Below are 22,503 nucleotides of genomic sequence, written 5' to 3'. Positions count from 1 at the left end.
GGCGCAGCGCGAAATGCAGGAAATCCGGGCCCCAGCGTTTGTCCTGCGGCGCGATGACCAGACCGAACTGGTCATCGCGCTGGTCCAGCCGCCATTGCACCTGCTCGTAACGGCCTTCGCCGTAAGTCAACGCAACCTGGCGTTCGATCCGTTCCGGTTGCAGCGGCTGGCCCAGCTGCGGCTGCAGGCGCTGTTCGATGAAGCGCGGGGTGCGCGTGTCCTCGCGCAGCACGTCGATGAACGCCACGATCGGCGTTTCATAGGCCGGCGGCCGGTGCTGCTGCTGGAAGATCGCGTACTGCGCGGGATCAACCTGATAGCGCTGGATGCCCGCCACTTCGGTTTGCGCGGCCTGCTCGCCCACGGCCACCGCCGCCGGCGAGTGGTTGAAGTCCTGGCTGCCCATGTCGCCCAGGGGCGGCGTGATCAGCAGGTCCTGCGCGCCCAGCGTGGCCAGCTGCGCATCGACCACGCGCTTCATCAGCACGCCGGCCATCTGGTGGCTGATCGCCAGCGGCGAATCCAGGCGTTCTTCGCTCATCAACGGCGTGCCCACCCGCACCACGATCAGGCGCTGTGCCCCGAGCCGGCGCGCTTCGTCGATCGGCAGGTTGTCGACCACGCCACCATCCACCAGCAGGTGGTCCTGGTAACGCACCGGTGCGAACACGCCGGGGACCGACATGCTGGCGCGGATCGCCAGCGCCATGTCGCCCTGGCCGAACACCACCTTGTCGCCGGTGACGATATCGGTGGCCACCGCGCGGAACGGGATGGGCAGCTGGTCGAAATCGCGCACCTGCCAGGTCGGCAGCAGCAGCCGGCGCAACAGCATTTCCAGTTTCTGGCCCTGGATCAGGCCGCGCGGGAACGCGATCTTGCCGTTGCTCAGGCCGACTTCGACCCCGCCGAGCAGGCGCAGGTCGTCTTCCTTGCGGCGCATGCTGCGTTCGTTGCGCGGTGGTTTGTCGCGCAGTACTTCGGCCCAGTCGATGCGGTCGAGCACGGTTTCGATTTCATCGGCCGAATAGCCGGAGGCATACAGCCCGCCGACCACCGCCCCCATCGAGGTGCCGACAATGCAGTCCACCGGCACCCGCTCGCGCTCCAGCACCTTGAGCACGCCGATATGCGCCGCGCCGCGCGCGCCGCCACCGCCGAGCACCAGGCAGGTGCGCGGGCGGTCGGGGGGCGTGCCGGCGTGCATGTCGGGGGTTGCCTGCTGCGCCCCGGCGGCCAGTGGCAGCAGGAGCGCAGCAAGGGATACCAACACGCGGAGCAGGCGCACCTTCCTGTGCGACGGACGGGGGTCATCCTGCATGGCAGCGGTCCTGGCGGCACAGTGTGGCCGATGCCCGCACTGTGCCTGTCCCACTGACGCACGTCCAGATCGACGTGCAGCCACGCAGGGCGTGGCTCTACTTTGCGTTTTTGACGTACGTGTCGAACCAGTTGAGCATTTCCGAGACGAGCTGCTCGTTGGATTCCAGCGCGGTGTACCAGTGCGGTTCGTTGGGCAGCATCACCAGCCGGGTGATCCCGCCGTTGCCGCGGATCGCCTGGTACAGCTTGCGCGACTGGAACGGCTCGGTACCCGGGTTGGCATCGTCCTCGCCGTGGACCAGCAGCAGCGGCAGCTTGATCTTGTCCGCATAGAAGAACGGCGAGGCCTTCAGGTACACATCCTGCGCCTGCCACACCGAACGCCGCTCGTTCTGGAAGCCGAACGGAGTGAAGGTCTTGTTGTACGAACCGCTGGTGGCGACGCCCGCCTTGAACAGGTTGGTGTGCGCGATCAGGTTGGCGGTCATCAGCCCGCCATGGCTGTGCCCGGTGACGCCGATCCGGTTGCGGTCCACCACGCCCAGGTCCACCGCCTTGTCGACCGCTGCCTTGGCATCGGCTTCGAGCTGCTCCAGGTAGGTGTCGTAGGCGTTCTTCGGATCACCCACGATCGGGAACGCGGCGTTGTCGATGATCGCGTAGCCGGCCAGCAGCATCAGCCGGTACGGCGCCAGGCGGGTGAAGGTCTGCTGAGAACCGGAGACCTGCCCGGCCTGCGCCGCATTGGCGAAGTCGGCCGGATACGCGTACAGGATCGCCGGCACCCGCTGGCCTTCCTGGTAGCCCGGCGGGGTGTACAGGGTGAACGACAGGTCCACGCCGTCGGCACGCTTGTAGGTGACGAGGCGCTTCTTGATCTGGCGCACTTCCGGGGTCGGGTCGGTGAGCGTGGTCAGCGCGCTGGCGGTGGAGGCGTACTGCGCCTCGCCGTCCTTTGCGCTGGCAGCGCGCTCGCCCTGCTGGCGCACGAACGCATTCGGCGGGTCCATCACCGACTGGTGCCAGGTCAGGTAGCGGCCCGGGGTGGCGGTCAGGCCCAACACCTGCTCATAGGCGTCGGCGTCACTGCGGAACAGGCGTTCGGTCTTGAGCGTGCCCAGGTCCAAGCGGTCCAGGAACGGACGGTCGCCCTGCGGCGAACTGCCCTGCCCGCGCAGGAACACGAAGCTGCCGTCCTGGCGCACCACCGGCGCGCCGTTGGGCAGGCGCTTGAACACCAGGTTGCCCGGGTCGGCGTACAGCTCGTCGCTGGACAGGTCCCAGAGCAGGCGGCCCTCTTTTTGGGGCTGGTCGACATCGACGATGCGCGTCTGCCGCCAATGGCGGTTCTCATCGTTTTCGAACAGGAACGACACCGCCGGATCCGCGCTCCAGGCAATGCCTTCGAAGCGCTGCGCGGTCCGCGCGATCTCCTGCGGTTTGGCGGAGAACGGTGCCTTCAGCGCCAGCACGCGGTCGCGGTGCGGCACGGTCACTTTCCAGTCGCCCTTGTCCAGCGCTTCGGCATAGACCAGCGTGGCCGGCTCGGTGGAGCGCCAGTCGAAATCGCGCGGGCCTTCGGGCACGCCGTGCACCGGCACGCGGTCGGCCAGCGGCAGGCTGGCGATGGGCGTGCTGCGGCCCGTGCCCAGGTCGACCACCGCCACGTCATTGGCGAAACGCTGGTAGGTCACCGCATGCGAGAACGGCGCCTTGAGGGTTTCGGTGAGCACATGCACGCCATCGGGCGCGGCATTGACTTCGTTGTACAGCGCCGGCGCGCCGATGGCGCGCACGCTGCCGGCGGCGGCGTCCACCACCGCCAGCTGCGAGACACCGTAGTACGCGAACAGGGCTTCGTCATGCGCGCTGGTCAGGGTATCGCGGGCTTCGTAGGTGCTGCTCTCGCCGCTGCTGCCGAGTGATTCCTGCACGTCCGGGCCACCGGCGCCGTTGCCGCTGCCCGGGGCCGGACCCTGGTTGGCCGGCACGGTCTTGACCAGCAGCTGCTGGGCACCGCCCAGCCACTGCACGGTGTAACCGAAGATGGGATTGAGCTGCACACCCGGGATCTGCCTGACCTGGCCGGTCTGCGCATCACCGACCCACAGCTGCACCGAGGTATCTACTGCGTTCTGGAACGCGAAGTGGCTGCCATCGGCCGACCACTGCGCCATCCCGGCACAGCCCTTCGGCAACGCGACCTTGGTGGTGCGGGCGGTGCCGACATCCACCAGCGAGAAATCGGCGACACAGGCCGGAATGCCGTAGCCGCCCTGGGTATCGTGGCGGCTGCGGTTCTTCGGTTCCAGCCGCACGCCGGCCAGCTTGAGATACGGCTGGGCAACGCGCTCGATCGACGGATAGGTCTGCAGCGTGGTCAGCAGCAGCCGCTGCCCGCTCGGGTCCAGGCTGGGCTGCGGCGGTGGCGGCGCCTTGAGCACCTTGAGCAGCTGCTCCGGTGGCTTGGCGTAATCGGCGAAGGCCGGTGCGGCCAGGCTGAGCGCGGCCATGGCAACGGCCGTGGCAAGACAGGTACGACGGATGAGCATCCAGATCCCCTTGGAGGTGTGGGTCCCGGCGGCGCACATGTCGCCGGCATGCCCCTGAATCTAGCACCGGGACCTGCGGCGGGAATGGGCCGAAAGCACTGGATGTGCGTTCGGGCTGCGTTGGCCAATGCGGTAAAGTGGCGCGGTTCGTTCCATCACTGGATGCCCCTTGCGTACCGTCCACGCGCTCCGTTACATCACCCCGCTCCGCGAGGGCGGTTCGCTGCCCGCCGTGGTCGAGACCGACGACGATGGCATGGTCGTGCTCAAGTTCCGTGGCGCCGGCCAGGGCCCGAAGGCGCTGATCGCCGAGCTGGTTGCCGGCGAGATCGCACGCACGCTGGGCCTGCCGATTCCGGAGATCGTGTTCGTCGAGCTTGACCGCGAGTTCGCGCGCACCGAGCCGGATCCGGAAATCCAGGAGCTGATCCGCGCCAGCGAGGGCCTGAACCTGGGCAGCGATTACCTGCCCGGTGCGCTCAACTACGACGTGGCGGCGATGCCGGTGGATGCCGACCTCGCCTCGCGGATCGTGTGGTTCGATGCCTTCACCAGCAATGTGGACCGCACCGCGCGCAACCCGAACCTGATGGTGTGGCACCGCAGGCTGTACCTGATCGACCACGGTGCGGCGATGTATTTCCACCACGATTGGGCCACTGCGGGCGAAGCCTGCGAAAAGCCGTTCGTGCTGATCCGCGACCAGGTGCTGTTGCCGTTCGCCTCGACGATTGCCGAGGTGGACGCCGAACTGGCGGCGCGGTTGCCGGATGCCGAGATCGAACGCATCGTCGCGCTGGTGCCGGACAGCTGGCTGGTGGACGAACCCGCGTTCGACAGCCCGGCGGCATACCGCCAGGCATATGTCGATTACCTCAAGCGCCGCCTGCAGGCACGCGCCGCGTTCGTACAGGAGGCCATCCGTGCCCACGCTGCACACGTATGACTATGCGGTCATCCGCGTGGTACCGCGGGTGGAACGCGAAGAGTTCATCAACGTCGGGGTGATCGTGTCCTGCCCGGGTGCCCGGCACCTGCAGGCGGCAATCGAGATCGACCCGGCGCGGATGCAGGCGTTCGCGCCGTCGCTGGACCTTGAAGCGCTGCAGCCGTGGCTGGATGCGATCGTGGCGATCTGCAGGGGCGATGCCAGCGCAGGCCCCATCGCGCAGCTGCCGGCGCGCGCGCGCTTCCATTTCCTCACCGCCAAGCGCAGTTCGGTGGTGCAGATGTCGAGCACGCATGTAGGCCGCACCGCCGATCCCGACGGCGTGGTGGAACACCTGATGCGGAAGATGGTGCGGGCGGTGTGATCAGCGGGGCGTTGCCGGGGGTTTCGGCAACGCATACGCCATCACGTAATCGCCGGCCGGGGTTTCCATGAAATGGTGGCCGCCCGCCATGATCACCACGTATTGGCGGCCGTCGTATTCGTAGACCATCGGGTTGGCCTGGCCACCGGCCGGCAGCTTGGCGTGCCACAGCTCCTTGCCGGTCTTCAGGTCGATGGCGCGCAGCAGGTCGTCGGTGGCCGCGGCGATGAAGATCAGGCCGCTGGCGGTGACCGCTGAGCCGCCGTTGTTCGGGGTGCCGATCTCGATCGGCAGGCCGGAGCGGATGCCGAACGGGCCGTTGCCGCGCGCGCTGCCGAACGGGCGGTCCCAGAGCAGCTGGCCCGTGCGCAGGTCGATGGCGCGGATGCCCCCATACGGCGGCTGCTTGCACAGCAGCTTGGTGAACGGCAGGCGCCAGCCGGCGTTGACATCGATGGCGTACGGGGTACCGGTCTGCGGGTCCCCTGCCCCTTCGGCACCGCCGCGGTCGGCACGCACCTGCTCGCGCGGCACCCAGCCCTTGCGGTCCGCTTCGGCGCGCGGCACCAGCCGGTTGTAGTTGGGCATGTCGTTGTAATTGGCCACGATCACGCCGTGGCGCGGATCCACCGCGACGCTGCCCCAGTCCGAGCCGCCGTTGTAGCCCGGGTATTCGATGGAATGGCGGTCTGACGTGGGCGGCGTGTAGAAGCCCTGGTAACTGGCCTTGCGGAACTGGATGCGGCACACCAGCTGGTCGATCGGGGTGATGCCCCACATGTCGCGCTCGGTCAGGTCGGGCTTGCGCAGCGTGTGGTACAGCGAGAACCGCTGGGTCGGCGCACGCTGTTCGGGTTCGACCCCGCCACCGGGCACCGCGCGCTCTTCCGCCGGCGTCAGCAGTTCACCGGTGCGCCGGTCCAGCACGTACAGGTCGCCCTGCTTGGTCGGCAGCAGGATCGCCGGCACCTTGCCGGCGGCGGTCGGGTAATCGATCAGCGTGGCCTGCGAGCCCAGGTCGTAATCCCAGACATCCTTGCGCACCGCCTGGAAGTTCCACACCGGTTTGCCGGTGGCCACATCCAGCGCCACCAGCGACGTGGCATAGCGGTTCTGGTTTTCGGTGCGCGAACCGCTCCAGTAGTCGCCCGCCGAGTTGCCCATCGGCAGGTACACCAACCCCAGCTGCTCATCGCCGGTGGCGGTGGTCCACATGTTGGGCGTGCCGCGCGTGTAGGTCTGGCCCTGCGGCGGCAGCCCGCTGCGGTCGGGTGCGTCCATGTCCCATGCCCAGCGCAGCTTGCCGGTCTGTGCGTCGTACGCCTGGATGACCCCGGATGGGGCATCGCGGCGCTGCCCGTCCAGCACCTGGTGGCCGGTGACGATCACCCCGCGCACGATCGCCGGCGGCGAGGTGATGGACACATAGCCCGGTGGCACCTCGCCCATGCCCAGGGTGATGTCGACCTGGCCGTTGTTGCCGAAGCCCGGGCACGGCCGGCCGGTGGCGGCGTCGACGGCGATCAGGCGCCCGTCCAGCGTGCCTTCGATGATGCGCGCCGCGCACAGCGCGCGGTTGCCCGGCGCCAGCGGCCGGGTGCCCAGGCTGGGCGGCGGTTCGGGCAGCGCCAGGTCGGCGGCGACGTCGGCCAGCACCGGGTCCACCTGCGGCACGCCGGGCACTTCGTAGTAGGCCACCCCGCGGCACGCGGCCGTGTAGGGAATGGAAGCGTCCTTCACCTTCGGATTGAAGCGCCAGCGTTCCTTGCCGGTGGCCGCGTCCAGTGCGATGAGCTGGTTGCGCGCGGTGCACAGGTACAGGCTGTCGCCGACCTTGAGCGGGGTGGTCTCGGCGCCCCAGCGCTTCTTCGGCAGGTCGCCGGTGCGGAACTGCCAGGCCAGTTCGAGCTCGCCGACGTTGGCCGGGGTGATCTGCTGCAGCGGTGAATAGCGCAGGCCAGCACTGCTGCGGCCCCAGGCGGTCCAGTCGCCCGGGGCGGGCTGGTCGGCCGGCTGCGGGCTGGCGTCACGGGTCGGGGCGAGCCCGGTACCGGCGGCATCGACCGGGAACGCCTGCGCACCCGCCACTGCCCCGTGCGGGACGAAGGCCAGGGTGAATGCCACCGCGAACACCAGGCCCAGCACCCCGGCCAGGGTGCGGGAGACGCGCCGCGGCACCGGCGTGCGCAGGGTCGGCAGCAGCAGCGCGAGCAGGAAGCCCAGCGCGGTGATCACGCCCAGGCGGGGCACCCAGCGCCAGTAGTCACTGCCCGATTCCCACCACGTCCAGCCGAAGGTGCCGACAAACAGCAGCAGGTAGACCCACGCGCCGCTGCGCCGGTTGCCCCACAGCAGTACGCTCGATACCAGCAGGCCCAGTCCGGCCAGCGCGTAGTACCAGGAGCCACCGAGCTGCACCAGCCAGATGCCCAGGCCACCCAGCACCAGACCGAGCAGCAGCAGCAGGATGGCGAGCACGGTGATGAGTGGATGGCGCGCGGGCGCCTCCACGATCGAGTCGGACGACGGTGCAGCGGACATCGGTATCTCCCCGGGACGGCAGAACCCTGTACCGGCCTCCCCGCTGGCCGGTTTCTCCGCTTATGCCAGCGTGGGTGTGAATGCCGTGCGTTCTTTGCGCGCCCCGGAACGAACAACGCCGGCACTGGGCCGGCGTTGTCCGTTCTACCTTGCGATGTCGATCAACCCTGCGGGCTGTCGTCGCCTGCGACCGCTGCGGGGGCGACCTCGACCGGCGCTGCCGCCGAATCGACTTCGTCTTCCACATCGTCGATGGACGCATCCATCCGCTCCACCGCCTGCAGCTTCTCGTCCTTGGACAGGCGGATCAGGGTCACGCCCTGGGTGTTGCGGCCCACGCGCGAGATTTCCGAGCCGCGGGTACGCACCAGGGTGCCGCCGTCGGAGATCAGCAGGACCTCGTCGCGCGAGCCCATCAGCACCGCGCTGACCAGCTTGCCGTTGCGCTCGGTGGTCTGGATGCCGATCACGCCCTGGGTACCACGGCCCTTGCGCGGGTAATCCGGCAGCGGGGTGCGCTTGCCGTAGCCGTTCTCGGTCGCGGTCAGGATGTACAGCATGCTGTCGTCGTCGCCACCCTCGATCACGGCGTCGCCGTTCTCGACCGTGGTCTCTTCCACCTGCACGTCGTCGTCGTTCTCGTCCTCGCTGCCGCCGGCACGCTCGGCCACGATCAGGCTGACCACTTCCTCGCCCTTGGCCATCTTGATGCCGCGCACGCCGGTGGCGGTACGGCCCATCGAACGGACCCGGTCTTCGCCGAAGCGCACGGTCTTGCCGTTGGAGGCGAACAGCAGGATGTCGCGGTCGCCGTCGGTCAGGCCAACGCCGACCAGCGCATCACCCTCGTCGAGGTTGATCGCGATCTTGCCGCGCGCCAGGCGGAACGCGAATTCGCTGAGCGGGGTCTTCTTGACGGTGCCGTTGCGGGTGGCGAAGAACACGAACTGGCCTTCGGCGTACTCGCGGACCGGCAGCACGGCCTGCACCCGCTCACCGGATTCGAGCGGAATCCAGTTGATGATCGGGCGCCCGCGCGCATTCGAACCGGCTTCGGGCAGCTGGTGCACCGGCAGCCAGAACACCTTGCCCGAGCTGGTGAAGGTCAGCAGCGTGTCATGCGTGTTGACCAGCCACAGCTGTTCTATGAAATCCTCTTCCTTGGTCGACGCCGCGCTGCGGCCACGGCCACCACGACGCTGGGCGCGGTAGGCGCTGACCGGCTGGCGCTTGACGTAGCCGGCATGCGACACGGTGACCACCACGTCTTCCGGCGCGATCAGGTCCAGGATGTCCAGGTCTTCTTCGCTGTGGCGGATCTCGGTGCGGCGTTCGTCGCCGAACTCGGTGCGCACGTTGACCAGCTCTTCGCGGATGACCTGCAGCAGGCGGTCCGGATCTTCCAGGATATGGATCAACCCGGCGATGGTTTCCAGCAGCAGCTTGTACTCTTCGGTCAGGCGGTCCTGCTCCAGCCCGGTCAGGCGATGCAGGCGCATTTCCAGAATCTGGGTCGCCTGGATCTCGGTCAGCTGGTAGCCGCCCTCGATCAGGCCTACGCCCTTGGGCAGGTCTTCCGGACGCGAGGTTTCCGCGCCGGCCGCACCCAGCATCGAACCGACCAGGCCCGGCTCCCACAGGCGCGCGAGCATGCGCTCGCGGGCTTCATTGGGATTGGGCGAGGTCTTGATCAGTTCGATCATCTCGTCGATGTTGGCCAGCGCGACGGTCAGGCCTTCCAGCACGTGGGCACGGGCGCGCGCCTTGCGCAGCTCGAACACGGTGCGGCGGGTGACCACTTCGCGGCGGTGGCGCACGAAGGCCTCGAGCATCTGCTTGAGGTTCATCAACTGCGGGCGGCCATCGACCAGCGCCACCATGTTGATGCCGAACACCGATTCCATCTGGGTCTGCTGGTAGAGGTTGTTCAACACAACTTCCGCCGACTCGCCGCGCTTGATCTCGATGTAGATGCGCATGCCGTCCTTGTCGGACTCATCGCGCAGCTCGCTGATGCCTTCGAGCTTCTTTTCCTTGACCAGCTCGGCGATCTTCTCGATCAACCGGGCCTTGTTCACCTGGTACGGGATCTCGGTGACGATGATCGATTCGCGGCCGTTGTCGGCCACTTCGATATCGGCCTTGGCGCGGATGCGCACCCGGCCACGACCGGTGCGGTAGCCGGCGACGATGCCGGCGGTACCGTTGATGATGCCGGCGGTGGGGAAATCCGGGCCCGGGATGTATTCCATCAGGCCGTCAACGTCGATCTCGGGGTTCTCGATCAGCGCGATGCAGGCGTTGATCGCCTCGGTCAGGTTGTGCGGCGGGATGTTGGTCGCCATGCCCACCGCGATACCGGCCGAACCGTTGACCAGCAGGTTCGGGAACCGGGTCGGCATGACCGTCGGCTCCAGTTCCTTTTCGTCGTAGTTGGGCTGGAAATCGACGGTTTCCTTGTCGATGTCCGCCATCAGCTCATGGGTGAGCCGCGACATGCGGGCTTCGGTGTAACGCATCGCCGCGGCGGAGTCGCCGTCGACAGAACCGAAGTTACCCTGGCCATCGACCAGCATGTAGCGCAGCGAGAACGGCTGCGCCATGCGCACCAGGGTGTCGTACACCGACTGGTCGCCATGCGGGTGGTACTTGCCGATGACGTCACCGACGATACGCGCCGACTTGTAGTAAGGCTTGTTGCTGTGCGCGTTCAGCTCGTTCATCGCGTACAGCACGCGGCGATGCACCGGCTTGAGGCCATCGCGCGCATCCGGGAGGGCGCGCCCCACGATCACGCTCATGGCGTAATCGAGGTAGCTCTTGCGCATCTCGTCTTCCAGGTTGACCTGGATGATTTCCTTGGCGTTTTCTGCCATTCGGGTTCCGTTGTCTGGTAGCGGTCCAGTCCGTCGCGCCGGCCCTTGCGGGGCGGCGGCGTCGGAATCTCGATTAACTGACGGAGTCTACCACAACGGGGGCCTGATATCCCGTTTTTACAGGGCTTTTACCGGCGAGAATCAGATACTTACGGGGTAGTTAGGCACACGCCGGCGGCGTACCGACCAACGGTCGGTACCTGCCCCGGGTGGATCAACCGAAGGCAGCCTTCATGTTGGCGACCGTCGGGTTCAGGATCACGCCCTTCTCGGTCACGATGGCGTCGATCAGCTCGCCCGGGGTGACGTCGAACACCGGATTCCAGGCGGCAATGCCCTCGGCCACGGTGCGGATACCGCCCACGCCGTACAGCTCGCCCGGGTCGCGCTGCTCGATCTCGATCTGGTCGCCGTCGGCGGTGTCCATGTCCACCGTGGACGACGGCGCCACCACCATGAACTTCACCCCGTGGTGGCGGGCGGCGATGGCCAGCTGGTAGGTGCCGATCTTGTTGGCGGTATCGCCGTTGGCGCAGATGCGGTCCGCGCCGACGATCACCCACTGCACCGCCCCGGTCTTCATAAGGTGCGAAGCGGCCGAATCGGCGATCAGGGTGGCGTCGATGCCGTCCTGCTGCAGCTCCCACACGGTCAGGCGCGCGCCCTGCAGCCACGGCCGGGTCTCGCCGGCGAACACCCGGCCGATGCGGTGCTGGGCCATGCCCGCGCGGATCACGCCCAGCGCGGTACCGAAACCGGCGGTGGCCAGCGAGCCGGTGTTGCAGTGGGTCAGCACGCCGCTGCCGGCGTCGATCAGGCCGGCGCCCAGCGCGCCCATGTGGCGGTTGGCGGCCAGGTCTTCCTCGGCGATGGACTGTGCTTCGCGGGCCAGCACCTGCGCCCAGTCGGCACCGGCCGGCGCCACGGCGCGGCGCATGCGTGCCAGCGCCCAGGCCAGGTTGACCGCGGTTGGGCGTGAAGCGTTCAGGCGCTGCAGCGCCGGTTCCAGCTTGGCCAGCGCCTGCGCACCATCGTCGGCCTGCACCTGCTGCGCCGCCAGCACCACGCCCCAGGCGGCGGCAATGCCGATGGCCGGCGCGCCGCGCACGGTCAGCGCGTGGATGGCCTCGGCCACCGCGTCGCTGTCACGGCACTCCACGTGTTCCACCACGAACGGCAGCTTGCGCTGGTCGAGCAGCTGCAGGGAATCACCGGTCCACAGGATCGGACGGATGTGGTCGTAGCGGGCGTAATCGATGTCGGGGGATGCGTTCATCCCGTCATTGTAACGGGCGCTCAATTCACATGGAATTCGGCGCGGCAGCCGTTGTCGACCCACACCCCACGGGCGTCCCAGCCCCAGTCGCGGCCTTCCTCGCAGGGGCTGCCGGACAGTTGCTTGGACAGGGTGGCGCTCTTGCTGATGCCGGCCCCGCAGAAGCGACGCTGGCGCGACTTGGATTCGCAGACCAGGGCGCGTGGCACATCGAGGAAGCCACTGCCGTCGGCGGCACCCACCTCGAAATCGCCCTGGCAGCCCCGGGTGACCCACACCTCGTTGCGTTTGACGCCCCAGCTGTGCCCTTCCCGGCAGGGCATCGCCGACAGCTGGCGCAGCAGCCGCACCGGCGCGCCCTGCAGGATCACCGGGCAGCTCTGCGGGCGGCCATTGGATTCGCAGCGCAGCACCCGGCGCACCTTGCGTTCGCCACCGGTGCTGGCACCGGGCGCGCCACGGCTGCGGAATTCGGCCCGGCAGCCGAGCGTGACCCACACGCCCGTGCGATCGGTGCCCCACTCCGAGCCGCGCACGCAGCTGTTGTCGGACAGTTGGCGGATGAGGTCGACGCCGTTGGCGACCGGCATGTCGCAATGCACCCACTCCATGTCGCGCGACTGGCAGCGCACCACCTGCCCGGCATAGCCCGTCTCGGCCCACGCGGACAGCGGCAGGCAGGAAGCAAACAGCACCAGCCCCAACGCCGGCAGGCGCCACATCGACGCAGACGGCGTTGGTGCAGCAGCTTCCACCCGATTCATCAACTCCATACCCGCCGCCACTGAACGATTACGTCGCCACCATCCGACATCGGGTGTGATCAGAGCATCATCACGCGACCCGCGCAAGGCACTTTCATGGCGACTTCACTGCAATCAGGCGTGGGCGAAATCGAACGCCAGCACATCGGCAATCCGGGCGGTGCGGTTCATTGCCATCAACAGGCGATCCACGCCAACCGCCACGCCGGCGCAATCGGGCAGCGCGGGCAATGCGTCGAGCAGGCGCTCGTCCAGCGGCGGCAGCATGGCGCCGCGTGCCTGCCGCACCGCGTGGTCACGCACGAAGCGGGCGCGCTGTTCATCGGCATCGTTCAGTTCGTGATAGCCGTTGGCCAGCTCGACCGCGCCCAGGTACAGCTCGAAGCGTTCGGCCAGCGGCGGCGCGCCCGGCCGCACCCGCGCCAAGGCAGCCTGGCTGGCCGGCCAGTCGTGCACCACCGTCATCTGGTCATCACCGAAATGCGGCTGGATGCAGTGGGTCATCAGCAGGTCCAGCCAGTCATCACGGGTCAGGCCGTCGGCGTCGATGCGAACCCCGGCCAGCGGTGCCTGCAGCTGTTCCAGGCTGGCCTCGAACGGATCCAGCCCCACATGGGCCTGGTACAGACTGCGATAGTCGAGCACCTTCAGCGTCGCTTCGCGCCCGACCTGCGCCAACGCCGCGCGCACCAGTGTCACCGTTTCGTCGATCAGGCGGTGGTGGTCCCAGCCGACCCGGTACCACTCGAGCATGGTGAACTCGGGGTTGTGGCGCCCCCCCGCTTCGCCATTGCGGAACACCCGGCCCAGTTCGTAGCAGTCGCCCACGCCCGCGGCGAGCAACCGCTTGAGCGGGTACTCCGGCGAGGTGCGCAGCCACCGCTGCGCGCTGCCCGCGTCGACATGGCCGCTGAAACGGGTGTGGAAACTGTCGATGTTGGGTTCGGTGTTGCCGGCCTCCGAGAGGATCGGCGTTTCCACTTCCAGCACGTCGCGTTCGGCAAAGAACGCGCGGATCAGCGCGTTCAACGCCGCACGCTGGCGCAGCGCGGCGATCACGCGCGTGCGTCCCGCAGGCGGTCGGCCAGCTGCAGGGTGAGCAGGCTGCGGGTGTCATCGACATAGCCGGTGGCCAGGTACAACCGGCGCGCCAGTTCGTTGTGGTGGTTCACCTCCAGCCGCATGCGCTCCACCCCGCGCGCGTTGGCGCGCTGTTCCAGGATGGCCAGCGCCTGCTTGCCGCGGCCGCGGCCGCGTGCGGCATGGCTGAGGTACAGCTCGTCCAGCAGCGCGAAGTGACCGCCCTGCTCCAGGCTGAAGCCCATGGCCAGCGCGGCGTGGCCCACCACTTCACCGGTTTCGGACAGCCACAGCAGCACTTCGCCGTTGCGCGGATCTTCCAGCAGTGCGGCCAGCGCGCGGCGCACGCGCGCTTCGTCGAAGTCCAGGTGGTCTTCGGCGTAGAACTCGCGCATCAGGCCGACGACCAGTTCGGTGTCGGCGACGGTGGCGAGGCGGAAGTCGAGGGGGGAGGTCTGCATGGGGATTCAATCCGTTTTCAGTTGGCCGCCAGGAACGCGACGAGGCGGTCTTCGTCCCAGACATCGATGCCCAGTTCGGTGGCCTTGGTGAGTTTGGAGCCTGCCTCGGTGCCGGCGACGACGAACGAGGTCTTTTTCGAGACGCTGCCGGCGACCTTGGCGCCAAGCGCTTCCAGGCGCTCCTTGGCCTCGTCGCGGGTCATCTGGGAAAGCGTGCCGGTCAACACCACGGTCTGGCCTTCAAGCGGCCCTTCGCTTTGGCCGGTCGCCTCCGGGGCGCGCTCCAGCAAGGTGCGCCGGTACGCATCGGCCTTGAGCAGCATCGGCCCATGCCCTTCACGGTCGAGCCAGTCGGCCACGCCCAGCGCCACCTCATTGGGCAGGCCGGCGGCGACCAGCTGGACCGGTTCGGCATCCAGCACGCTGGCGGCATCGGGCAGCATGGCCGCCAGTTTTTCCGCGCGCAGGCGGGTGATCCCGGGAATTTCGGCCTCGACCAGCAGCTGCGCGAAGTCCAGCCCGTCGCGCAGCTTGGCGCTGGGCGGGTGGGCGTCGCTGATGCGCACCTGCCCGACCAGCAGCAACGCGTCGATCGCCTCCTGGTTGCCCGGCTGTTCGAAGAAGTGGCCCAGCGACCGTGCCACTTCACCGCCGATATCCGGCACGCGCTTGAACAGCGGCCACGGCAGGTGGCGGATCAGTTCCAGGTCACCGAACCAGGTGGCCAGCGCCTTGGCGGTGCTTTCGCCCACGTGCTCGATGCCCAGCGCGAACAGCAGCCGTTCCAGCGTGGTGGTGCGGCTGGCGTCGATCGCGGCGATGAGATTGTCGGCCCACTTGGTGGCGATCTTCTTCGTGTTCCAGCTGAAGGTCGCTTCCAGGGCAAGGGCACGGGCGCGCCAGCTGTCGTCGGTGGCATCCAGTGCCAACACGTCGCGCAGGTACTGGCCACTGCCTTCGGGCGGCAGGTGCAGGCCGATCTGGTTGGCCAATGCCTGCGGCGATTCGGCGTCCAGCACCAGCTTCAGCTGCAGCAGCTGGTCGCGGGTGATCCGGTACAGGTCGGCCACGCCGCGCACGATCCCGGCATCGACCAGGGTTTCAATGTACTTGCCGCCCAGCCCGTCGATATCCATCGCGCGGCGCGAGGCGAAGTGCGCGATGGCTTCCTTGCGCTGCGCCGGGCAGCTCAGCTCGCCGGAGCAGCGCCAGGCGGCCGCGCCTTCCTCGCGCACGATCTCCGAGCCACATACCGGGCACTGGGTGGGCATGCGCCACGGCGAGGTGCCCGCCGGGCGGCGGTCGGCGATGACGCTGACCACTTCGGGAATCACATCGCCGGCACGGCGAACGATCACCGTGTCGCCCACGCGCACGTCCAGCCGCTCGATCTGGTCGGCGTTGTGCAGGGTGGCGTTGGAGACGATCACACCGGCCACCGCGACCGGATGCAGGCGCGCGACGGGCGTGGCCGCGCCGGTACGCCCGATCTGGATTTCGATCGCTTCCACCGTGGTGGTCTGCTCCTGCGCCGGGAACTTGTGCGCGATGGCCCAGCGCGGGGCGCGCGACACGAAGCCCATCACCTCCTGGCCGGCACGGTCGTCGAGCTTGTAGACCACGCCATCGATGTCGAAGGCCAGTCCGTCGCGGCGTTCGCCGATGTCACGGTAATAGGCCAGCAGGCCCTCGCTGCCTTCCACCACCTGGCACAGCTCGCTGACCGGGAAGCCCCACTCCTTGAGCTGGGCCAGCGTGGCCGAATGGGTCGGCGGCAGTTCACCGTCCTGCACGTCGCCGATGCCGTAGGCGTAGAAGCTCAGCTTGCGCCGCGCGCTCATCTTCGGGTCGAGCTGGCGCAGCGAACCGGCGGCGGCATTGCGCGGGTTGGCCAGCACCTTGCCTTCGTGCAGGCGCGCATCGGCGTTGTAGGCCTCGAAATCGGCGCGGGCCATGTAGACCTCGCCGCGCACTTCCAGCACCTGCGGCCAGCCACTGCCCTGCAGCGTGTGCGGGATCACCTTGATCTGGCGCAGGTTGGCGCTGACGTCCTCGCCGGTGGTGCCGTCGCCACGGGTGGCGCCCTGCACGAACCGGCCGTCTTCGTAACGCAGGCTGATGGCCAGGCCGTCGAGCTTGGGTTCGGCGGAAAAACGCACGACATCGCGACGCAGGCGCTCGGCGATGCGGCGCACGAAATCCTGCACTTCCTCATCGCTGAAGGCGTTGCCCAGCGACAGCATCGGCACCGCGTGGCGCACCTCGGCAAAGCGCGAGGCCGCCTTGCCCCCCACCCGCTGGGTCGGCGAATCGGCATTCACCAGCTCCGGGTGGGCCTGTTCCAGCGCTTCCAGCTCGCGCACCAGGCGGTCGTACTCGGCGTCGGGAATCAGCTGCTCATCGCGGTCGTAGTAAGCCTTGCCGGCCTCGTCGATCTGGCGGCGCAGGATCTCGGCACGTTGGGCGGGGCTGGGACTCATGCGACAGGCATCCTGGAAGGGCTGTGAATTTTAGGCGCTGCGGCCCAACACGGCCACCCGAGCGCGCGCTCGAAGCAGGTGACCCACGGGTACGCGCCGCAGAATCGACGCCATGCCTTGCCTGCCCCGCCGCGTGGCGCTAGCGTGCCGGCATTGTCCCGCCTTCGGTGTTCCCGCGATGTCATCGACCGTCTCGTCCCGCCGTTCCTTCCTGCAGCTGGCCGGTACCGGCCTGGCCCTGTCCGGTATCGGCCTGGGGCCGGCGACCGCCAGCCCCGCCCTGCCCGCCCGTGCGGCCGGTGCCGGCCCGGTGCTGCTCAACTTCAACGAAAGTCCGTACGGCCCTTCCGCTGCCGCGCAGGCCGCCGCCCGCGACATCGTGGCCGACAGCGGGCGCTACCTGTTCGCACTGGCCGGCGAGCTGCGCGATGCGTTCGCGCAGCAGGAAGGCCTGGCTGCGGACCGCGTGCGGCTGTTCCCCGGCTCCAGCGAACCCTTGAACCGTGCCGCCGTGGTCTGGACCTCGCCCACCGCCGGGCTGGTGGTGGCCGACCCGACGTTCGAAAGCCTGGGGGACCTGGCGGCCGCGCGCGGGGCCACGGTGGAGAAGGTGCCGCTGCGCGCCGACGGTGCGCACGATGTGCGCGCGATGGTCGATGCGGCCACGCGGGTCAACGCCGGGTTGCTGTACCTGTGCAATCCCAACAATCCCACCGGCTCGATCACGCCTGCCGACGACATTGCCTGGCTGCTGGCCAACAAGCCGGCGCAGACCCGCCTGCTGGTGGACGAGGCCTACCTGCAGTTCAGCGCGCAGCGCTCGGTGATCGCGCAGGTGATGCAGCGCGATGACGTGATCGTGCTGCGCACGTTCTCCAAGCTGTACGGCATGGCCGGGCTGCGCCTGGGCGTGGCCGCCGCGCATCCGGACCGGCTGCGCGAGCTGGCCAGCCTGGGCGACAACCCGCTGCCGGTGACGGCGCTGGCGGCAGGGTTGGCGAGCCTGCGTGAGCCGGGGCTGGTGGAACAGCGGCGCGAGCAGAACACCCGGGTGCGCCAGGCCACGGTGCAGTGGTTGGAAAAGCGCGGTTTCCGCTGCCTGCCGACGGAGGCGAACTGCTTCATGGTCGATGTGCAGCGCGATGGCGCGGCGTTCACCAAGGCGATGGCCGAGCGTGGCGTGGTGATCGGCCGCAGCTGGCCGATCTGGCCGCAGGTGGTCCGCGTCAGCGTGGGAACCGAAGCGGAAATGGCGGCGTTCCGCGAGGCATTCGCGGCAGCGGTGGCATCGAACGGATGACGTAACGGTTGGGTTGGCCGCAACGTTTCCCCGCGCCGGTTACCAGCGCGGAGCTTTGGTCAGTGGCGGCGCCTGGTGCTGGCGGTCGTAAGCGCGCAGCTCGTCGCGGATGTGCGCGATGCGCTGGCGGCCCAGGCTGGCCTTGCTGTCGTCAAGCACGACGGCATCGAGCAGCTCGGCCATGCGCTCCACGGTCGGCAGCATCTTTTCCCAGGCATCCAGCGCGGTCATCGGCGCCGGCAGGGTCAGGAAGAACGCGATGGCCGGTGTTTCCATCTCGCGGATGGTGGCCATGTCGAAGCTGCCCGGCTTCATGATGCTGGCCATGGAGAAGATCGGGCCGCGCTCGGGGTGGCCTTCCACCAGCCGGTGGAAGACGTTCATGTGGCCGAACACCAGGCCGGTCTTTTCCGCGGCCACCACGATGTCTTCGCCGCGCAGCACCTCACCGGCGCGGGCCGCCACGAACAGCGAGACGATCTTGTCGAAATCCTGGGTGGCGCGCTTGCCCAGGTCGCTGGCCGGGCTGGCATCCACCTCGGGCAGGCCCAGTTCGGCCTGGGTCACGCCGTTCTCGTCGGTGAAGCCGGCGCCAGCGGCCCCTGCTTCCTGTTCGCCCAGCAGCGGCTCACGGCGCTGGCCTGCGGCACCTTCGGCACCTTCCACGCGGCGGCCCTGCGATTTTTTCCGCGGCCGGCCAAACAGGAAGATCGCAGCAATCAGCAGCAGGCCGGCGGCCAGGATGCCGATGCGGAGCATTGCCATGTCGGACATTCGAGGGGTCTCCGGCTAAATACGTTCAGGTAAGCATGGCACGTCAGGCCGCGCCCGCCAATCGTGCCGCCTCTTCCAGGTCCACGCTGACCAGGCGGCTGACGCCCGGCTCGCGCATGGTCACGCCCGAGAGCTGGTGCGCTGCCTCCATCGTGGCCTTGTTATGGCTCACGAACAGGAACTGCACCTTCTCGCTCATTTCCTTGACCATGTTGGCCAGGCGGCCCACGTTGGCTTCATCCAATGGCGCGTCCACTTCGTCCAGCAGGCAGAACGGCGCGGGGTTGAGCTGGAAGATCGCAAACACCAGCGCCACCGCGGTCATCGCCTTCTCGCCGCCGGACAGCAGCGAGATGCTGGACACCCGCTTGCCAGGCGGGCGCGCCATGATGGTCACACCCGTGTCGAGAAGGTCTTCACCCGTCAGTTCCAGGTAGGCATGGCCGCCGCCGAACAGGCGCGGGTACAGCTGCTGGACGCCGGCGTTGACGCGGTCGAAGGTGTCCTTGAAGCGGCCGCGGGTTTCGCGGTCGATCTTGCGGATGGCGTCTTCCAGGGTTTCCAGCGCGGTGGTCAGGTCGGTGTTCTGCGCATCCAGGTACTCCGAGCGCTGCGAGGCCTCGCCGTATTCCTGGATGGCGGCCAGGTTGACCGGCTCCAGCCGGCGCATGCGGCCGTCGATCTGGTGCACGGTCTGTTCCCAGTCGCTGATGCGGGCATCTTCGGGCAGGGTGTTGATCACATCCTGCAGCACGAACCCGGCCTTCTCGACCGAGGCGGTGAGCTGTTCTGCGCTGAGCACCAGCGCCTGCTGGTCGAGCTTGCGCTGGGAAATGCGCTCGCGCTGGGCCAGGGCCTGCTCGTCACGCTGGTGGCGGGTCTGTTCGAAGGTGCGCAGTTCGGCATCGATGCCTTCCAGCAACGTGCGCGCTTCGCCCAGCACGCGGTCGGCGCGTACGCGCTCGCCCAGGGCGTTCTGGTGTTCGGCTTCCAGGCTCAGCACCGGCGAATCGCCGTCGTCGAGCTGCGAATGCAGTTCGCCCAGGCGCGAATCGAGCTGGCCACGCTGGGTGCTCATGCGCTCCAGGGCCTGGCTCAGCGAAGCCACCTGGGTACGCTGCGATTCGAGGGTCAGGGCCAGCGAATGCGAACTCTCGCGCACGCTGCGCGCGGCTTCGCGGGCGCGGTCACGGGCTTCGCCGAGCTGGCGGCGTTCGCTCTCCAGCGCATGCCGGACCGATTCCAGGTCGCCCATACTGTTGACCGCTTCATCCAGGCGCGCACGTGCTTCGCGCACCTGTTCGCGGCTGGCGTCCAGGGTCTCCAGCAGCTGCGAGAGCTCGCCTTCGATACGGTCGATGCGGGTGCGGGCGGCCTCGACCTTGCCCTGCTGGCTCTGCAGCTGGCCACCGAGTTCGGACACGCTGCGGTGGGCCACGTACAGCTGGCGCTGGGCGTCTTCGCGCTGCTGTTCGCCGGCCAGCAGCTGGTCACGGAATCCGGCCAGCCGGTTTTCCAGTTCGGCTTCGCGTTCCTGCAGGGTATCGATCTGTTCGCGCAGGCTGACGATTTCGCGTTCGCGCAGCAGCGCGCCCTGCTTGGCCGCGCCGGAGCGCGACACGCGCACCCAGCCCTCGCCCAGGCGTTCGCCGCCGCGGGTGATCACCGAATCGCCCTCGCCCAGCGAGGCCTGCAGCGCCCGCGCCTGTTCCAGGTCCTCGGCGGCGTGCAGGCGGGCCAGCAGCCGGCGGATCGCGGTGGGGCCCTCTACCTTGGCCGCCAGCGAGGTTGGGGCGACCTGCAGCGGGCCCTGGTCGGCCGAGACCAGCGCGATGCGCCCGTCACCCAGCTCGGCCAGCGCGCCGACCAGCTGTTCCGGGGCGTCCACCAGCACGCCCTCGATCAGCTGCCCCAGCGCGCTTTCCACGGCGTTTTCCCAGCCGCTTTCCACCGTGAGCCGTTCGCCCACGCGCGCGCCCGAATCCAGCCCGTGCTGCTTGAGCCAGGCCACGGCTGCGCCCTGCTCCTGGCCGAGCGCGGCCTGCTGCAGGGTTTCCAGCGAGGACAGGCGGCCGCGCGCGGCCTGGGCCTGCTTGCGGATCTCGGCCAGCTCGGTCTGCCCGGTGCGCTGGCGGTCCTGCAGCCCGGCCACGGCTTCCTTGCGGGCTTCCACCTGCTCGGTCAGGCCGTCCAGCGAGGCCTTCTGGGTTTCGTGCTGGAGCTGCAGTTCTTCGAACACTTCGGCCAGCGCGTCCAGGTCCAGCCCGGTGCGCTCGCCCGTGAGGGCTTCGCGGCGACGATCGGCTTCGAGCACCTGGCGGTCGAGGTAGTCGACGCGGGTGCGCTCGACTTCGCCGGCGCGCGAGGCTTCGGAGGTGGTGCGGGTATGCGCTTCCCAGCGCGCCTGCCAGTCGGCCAGCTTGGCCTCGGCGTCGCGCAGGGATTCCTGCTTGATCTCGTTTTCTTCCTGCAGCTGTTCCAGCTGCGGCTCGGCCAGCTCAACGGCTTCACGCAGCACCATCAACCGGGCTTCGTCGCCGCTGATGTGCTGGCCCAGCTCGGCCAGCGCCTGCTGGGTTTCGTCGCGGGCCTTGTGCAGGCGCTGGGACATTTCGCGCTGGTGCTGGATCTGCTGTTCCAGCCGGGCCAGGGTGCTGCCGACCTGGTAGACCTCGGCCTGGGCGGTGCTCAGGGCATCGGCGGCCTCTTCGCGGCGCACGCGGCTGGTTTCGATGCGGGCTTCGGCGTCGCGCTGTTCGGCGATGAACTGCTGCAGGCGGGTTTCTTCCTGGGACAGCGCTTCGCGCAGGCCCCCAAGGCGGGTATCGAGGTTGCGGAATTCGAGCGCCTTCCACTCGGCATCCTTGACCCGGCGTTCTTCCTGCAGGCCCTGGTACTGCTCGGCCTGGCGGGCCTGGCGCTTGAGGTGTTCGAGCTGCTTGCCGATTTCCTCGCGCAGGTCACCCAGGCGGTCGAGGTTCTCGCGGGTGTGGCGGATGCGGGTCTCGGTTTCCTTGCGGCGTTCCTTGTACTTGGAGATGCCAGCAGCTTCTTCGAGGTACACGCGCAGGTCTTCGGGGCGGGCTTCGATGATCTGGCTGATCATGCCCTGTTCGATGATGGAGTAGCTGCGCGGGCCCAGGCCGGTGCCGAGGAACAGGTCGGTGATGTCGCGGCGGCGGCACTTGGTGCCGTTGAGGTAGTAGTTGCTGCTGCCGTCGCGGCTGACGGTGCGCTTGACCGAGATTTCGTTGAACGAGGCGTACTCGCCGCTGATGGTGTGGTCGGTATTGTCGAAAATCAGTTCGACGGTCGCCTGCGACACGGGCTTGCGCGCGGACGAGCCGGAGAAGATCACGTCGGTCAGCGAATCGCCACGCAGGCGGCTGGCCGAGCTCTCGCCCATGACCCAGCGCACGGCATCGATGATGTTGGACTTGCCACAGCCATTGGGCCCGACCACGCCGGTCATGTTGGTGGGCAGATGCAGGGTGGTCGGGTCTACGAAGGACTTGAAGCCGGACAACTTGATCGTGGACAGACGCATGGCGTGGTTGGCTTTAGGACAGTCGCGATGGGCCGAGTATAACGGCGCGGGTGTTTTGCGGGCGGTTGGGGCTTTTGGGGCCAAAGCCAAAGCCAAAGCCTTGGGCTCGGAGGCTGTCGGTCAGCGGGTCGGGGTGGGTGGGTTGTCGGGACACGCCGCAAGTACGTCCGTGTAGGCTCGTTCGCGCCATCCATGGCGCTCTACGGTCCCGCCAAC

At 68.3% G+C, this 22,503-nt stretch carries 14 protein-coding genes; 3 read left to right on the top strand and 11 right to left on the bottom strand.

The features are described 5' to 3' along the window. Positions 1-1,321 (bottom strand): patatin-like phospholipase family protein (locus QMX79_RS12755; RefSeq protein ID WP_282247070.1); only part of this gene is annotated, 1,321 nt, incomplete at its 3' end. 97 nt (positions 1,322-1,418) lie between these two features. Then, positions 1,419-3,875: a prolyl oligopeptidase family serine peptidase gene (locus QMX79_RS12750; protein WP_282247069.1), complete on the bottom strand. Its 2,457-nt coding sequence runs from the start codon at positions 3,873-3,875 to the stop codon at positions 1,419-1,421. 169 nt (positions 3,876-4,044) lie between these two features. Here QMX79_RS12750 and QMX79_RS12745 point away from each other — a divergent pair, with 169 nt between their 5' ends. Together QMX79_RS12745 and QMX79_RS12740 are read left to right on the top strand one after the other, a co-directional pair. After that, complete coding sequence (locus tag QMX79_RS12745; protein WP_282247068.1) at positions 4,045-4,821, top strand: HipA family kinase; 777 nt, start codon at positions 4,045-4,047, stop codon at positions 4,819-4,821. After that, entirely contained in the window at positions 4,799-5,188 is a 390-nt protein-coding gene (locus QMX79_RS12740) for a DUF3037 domain-containing protein (protein ID WP_282247067.1), read from the top strand. The genes QMX79_RS12745 and QMX79_RS12740 overlap by 23 nt, the downstream gene beginning before the upstream one ends. Here QMX79_RS12740 and QMX79_RS12735 read toward each other — a convergent pair whose 3' ends face one another. The 7 genes from QMX79_RS12735 to ligA form a co-directional block, all read right to left on the bottom strand. Further along, a complete protein-coding gene (locus tag QMX79_RS12735) occupies positions 5,189-7,729 on the bottom strand; it encodes a membrane-bound PQQ-dependent dehydrogenase, glucose/quinate/shikimate family (protein ID WP_282247066.1) in 2,541 nt (846 codons plus the stop codon). It lies immediately after the preceding gene. Positions 7,730-7,890: 161 nt separating this feature from the next. Beyond that, positions 7,891-10,605 carry a DNA gyrase subunit A gene (gyrA, locus tag QMX79_RS12730; RefSeq protein ID WP_282247065.1) on the bottom strand — a complete coding sequence of 905 codons (2,715 nt, stop codon included), beginning with the start codon at positions 10,603-10,605 and terminating at the stop codon, positions 7,891-7,893. Between the two features lie 214 nt (positions 10,606-10,819). After that, on the bottom strand, positions 10,820-11,881 hold the full coding sequence (gene mtnA, locus QMX79_RS12725; RefSeq protein ID WP_282247064.1) for an S-methyl-5-thioribose-1-phosphate isomerase: 1,062 nt from the start codon (positions 11,879-11,881) through the stop codon (positions 10,820-10,822). A gap of 20 nt (positions 11,882-11,901) precedes the next feature. Next, positions 11,902-12,603, bottom strand: coding sequence for a DUF3011 domain-containing protein (locus tag QMX79_RS12720; RefSeq protein ID WP_282247071.1), 702 nt, complete (start codon positions 12,601-12,603; stop codon positions 11,902-11,904). A gap of 156 nt (positions 12,604-12,759) precedes the next feature. Then, positions 12,760-13,704: an EF-P lysine aminoacylase EpmA gene (epmA, locus tag QMX79_RS12715; protein ID WP_282247063.1), complete on the bottom strand. Its 945-nt coding sequence runs from the start codon at positions 13,702-13,704 to the stop codon at positions 12,760-12,762. Next, a complete protein-coding gene (locus tag QMX79_RS12710; RefSeq protein WP_282247062.1) occupies positions 13,701-14,186 on the bottom strand; it encodes a GNAT family N-acetyltransferase in 486 nt (161 codons plus the stop codon). Before QMX79_RS12710 ends, epmA begins: the two co-directional genes overlap by 4 nt. Before the next feature lie 17 nt (positions 14,187-14,203). Beyond that, positions 14,204-16,666 (bottom strand): NAD-dependent DNA ligase LigA, encoded by a 2,463-nt coding sequence (ligA, locus tag QMX79_RS12705; protein ID WP_282247061.1) that lies wholly within the window; start codon positions 16,664-16,666, stop codon positions 14,204-14,206. Positions 16,667-16,844: 178 nt separating this feature from the next. On the opposite strand from ligA, the gene QMX79_RS12700 reads away from it, so the two are divergent. Further along, on the top strand, positions 16,845-17,966 hold the full coding sequence (locus QMX79_RS12700) for a pyridoxal phosphate-dependent aminotransferase (RefSeq protein WP_282247060.1): 1,122 nt from the start codon (positions 16,845-16,847) through the stop codon (positions 17,964-17,966). A 39-nt stretch (positions 17,967-18,005) separates the two neighbouring features. Here the strand turns inward: QMX79_RS12700 and zipA are convergent, their stop codons facing one another. Together zipA and smc are read right to left on the bottom strand one after the other, a co-directional pair. Next, a complete protein-coding gene (gene zipA / locus QMX79_RS12695; RefSeq protein ID WP_282247059.1) occupies positions 18,006-18,740 on the bottom strand; it encodes a cell division protein ZipA in 735 nt (244 codons plus the stop codon). A 43-nt stretch (positions 18,741-18,783) separates the two neighbouring features. After that, entirely contained in the window at positions 18,784-22,287 is a 3,504-nt protein-coding gene (gene smc / locus QMX79_RS12690) for a chromosome segregation protein SMC (RefSeq protein ID WP_282247058.1), read from the bottom strand. Between the last annotated feature and the right edge of the window lie 216 nt (positions 22,288-22,503).

Origin of the sequence: Stenotrophomonas sp. PS02300, assembly GCF_029959395.1 — a bacterium.
In the GTDB taxonomy this organism is placed as follows: domain Bacteria; phylum Pseudomonadota; class Gammaproteobacteria; order Xanthomonadales; family Xanthomonadaceae; genus Stenotrophomonas; species Stenotrophomonas maltophilia_AD.
The sequence above is the reverse complement of the archived record's forward strand: the minus strand, read 5'-3'. Positions and strand labels throughout refer to the sequence as shown.

Coding starts and splice junctions, on each gene's coding strand:
- QMX79_RS12750 (WP_282247069.1), bottom strand. CDS start 3,875: ATGCTCATCCGTCGTACCTGTCTTGCCACGGCCGTTGCCATGGCCGCG.
- QMX79_RS12735 (WP_282247066.1), bottom strand. CDS start 7,729: ATGTCCGCTGCACCGTCGTCCGACTCGATCGTGGAGGCGCCCGCGCGC.
- gyrA (WP_282247065.1), bottom strand. CDS start 10,605: ATGGCAGAAAACGCCAAGGAAATCATCCAGGTCAACCTGGAAGACGAG.
- mtnA (WP_282247064.1), bottom strand. CDS start 11,881: ATGAACGCATCCCCCGACATCGATTACGCCCGCTACGACCACATCCGT.
- QMX79_RS12720 (WP_282247071.1), bottom strand. CDS start 12,603: ATGTGGCGCCTGCCGGCGTTGGGGCTGGTGCTGTTTGCTTCCTGCCTG.
- QMX79_RS12710 (WP_282247062.1), bottom strand. CDS start 14,186: ATGCAGACCTCCCCCCTCGACTTCCGCCTCGCCACCGTCGCCGACACC.
- ligA (WP_282247061.1), bottom strand. CDS start 16,666: ATGAGTCCCAGCCCCGCCCAACGTGCCGAGATCCTGCGCCGCCAGATC.
- QMX79_RS12700 (WP_282247060.1), top strand. CDS start 16,845: ATGTCATCGACCGTCTCGTCCCGCCGTTCCTTCCTGCAGCTGGCCGGT.
- zipA (WP_282247059.1), bottom strand. CDS start 18,740: ATGTCCGACATGGCAATGCTCCGCATCGGCATCCTGGCCGCCGGCCTG.
- smc (WP_282247058.1), bottom strand. CDS start 22,287: ATGCGTCTGTCCACGATCAAGTTGTCCGGCTTCAAGTCCTTCGTAGAC.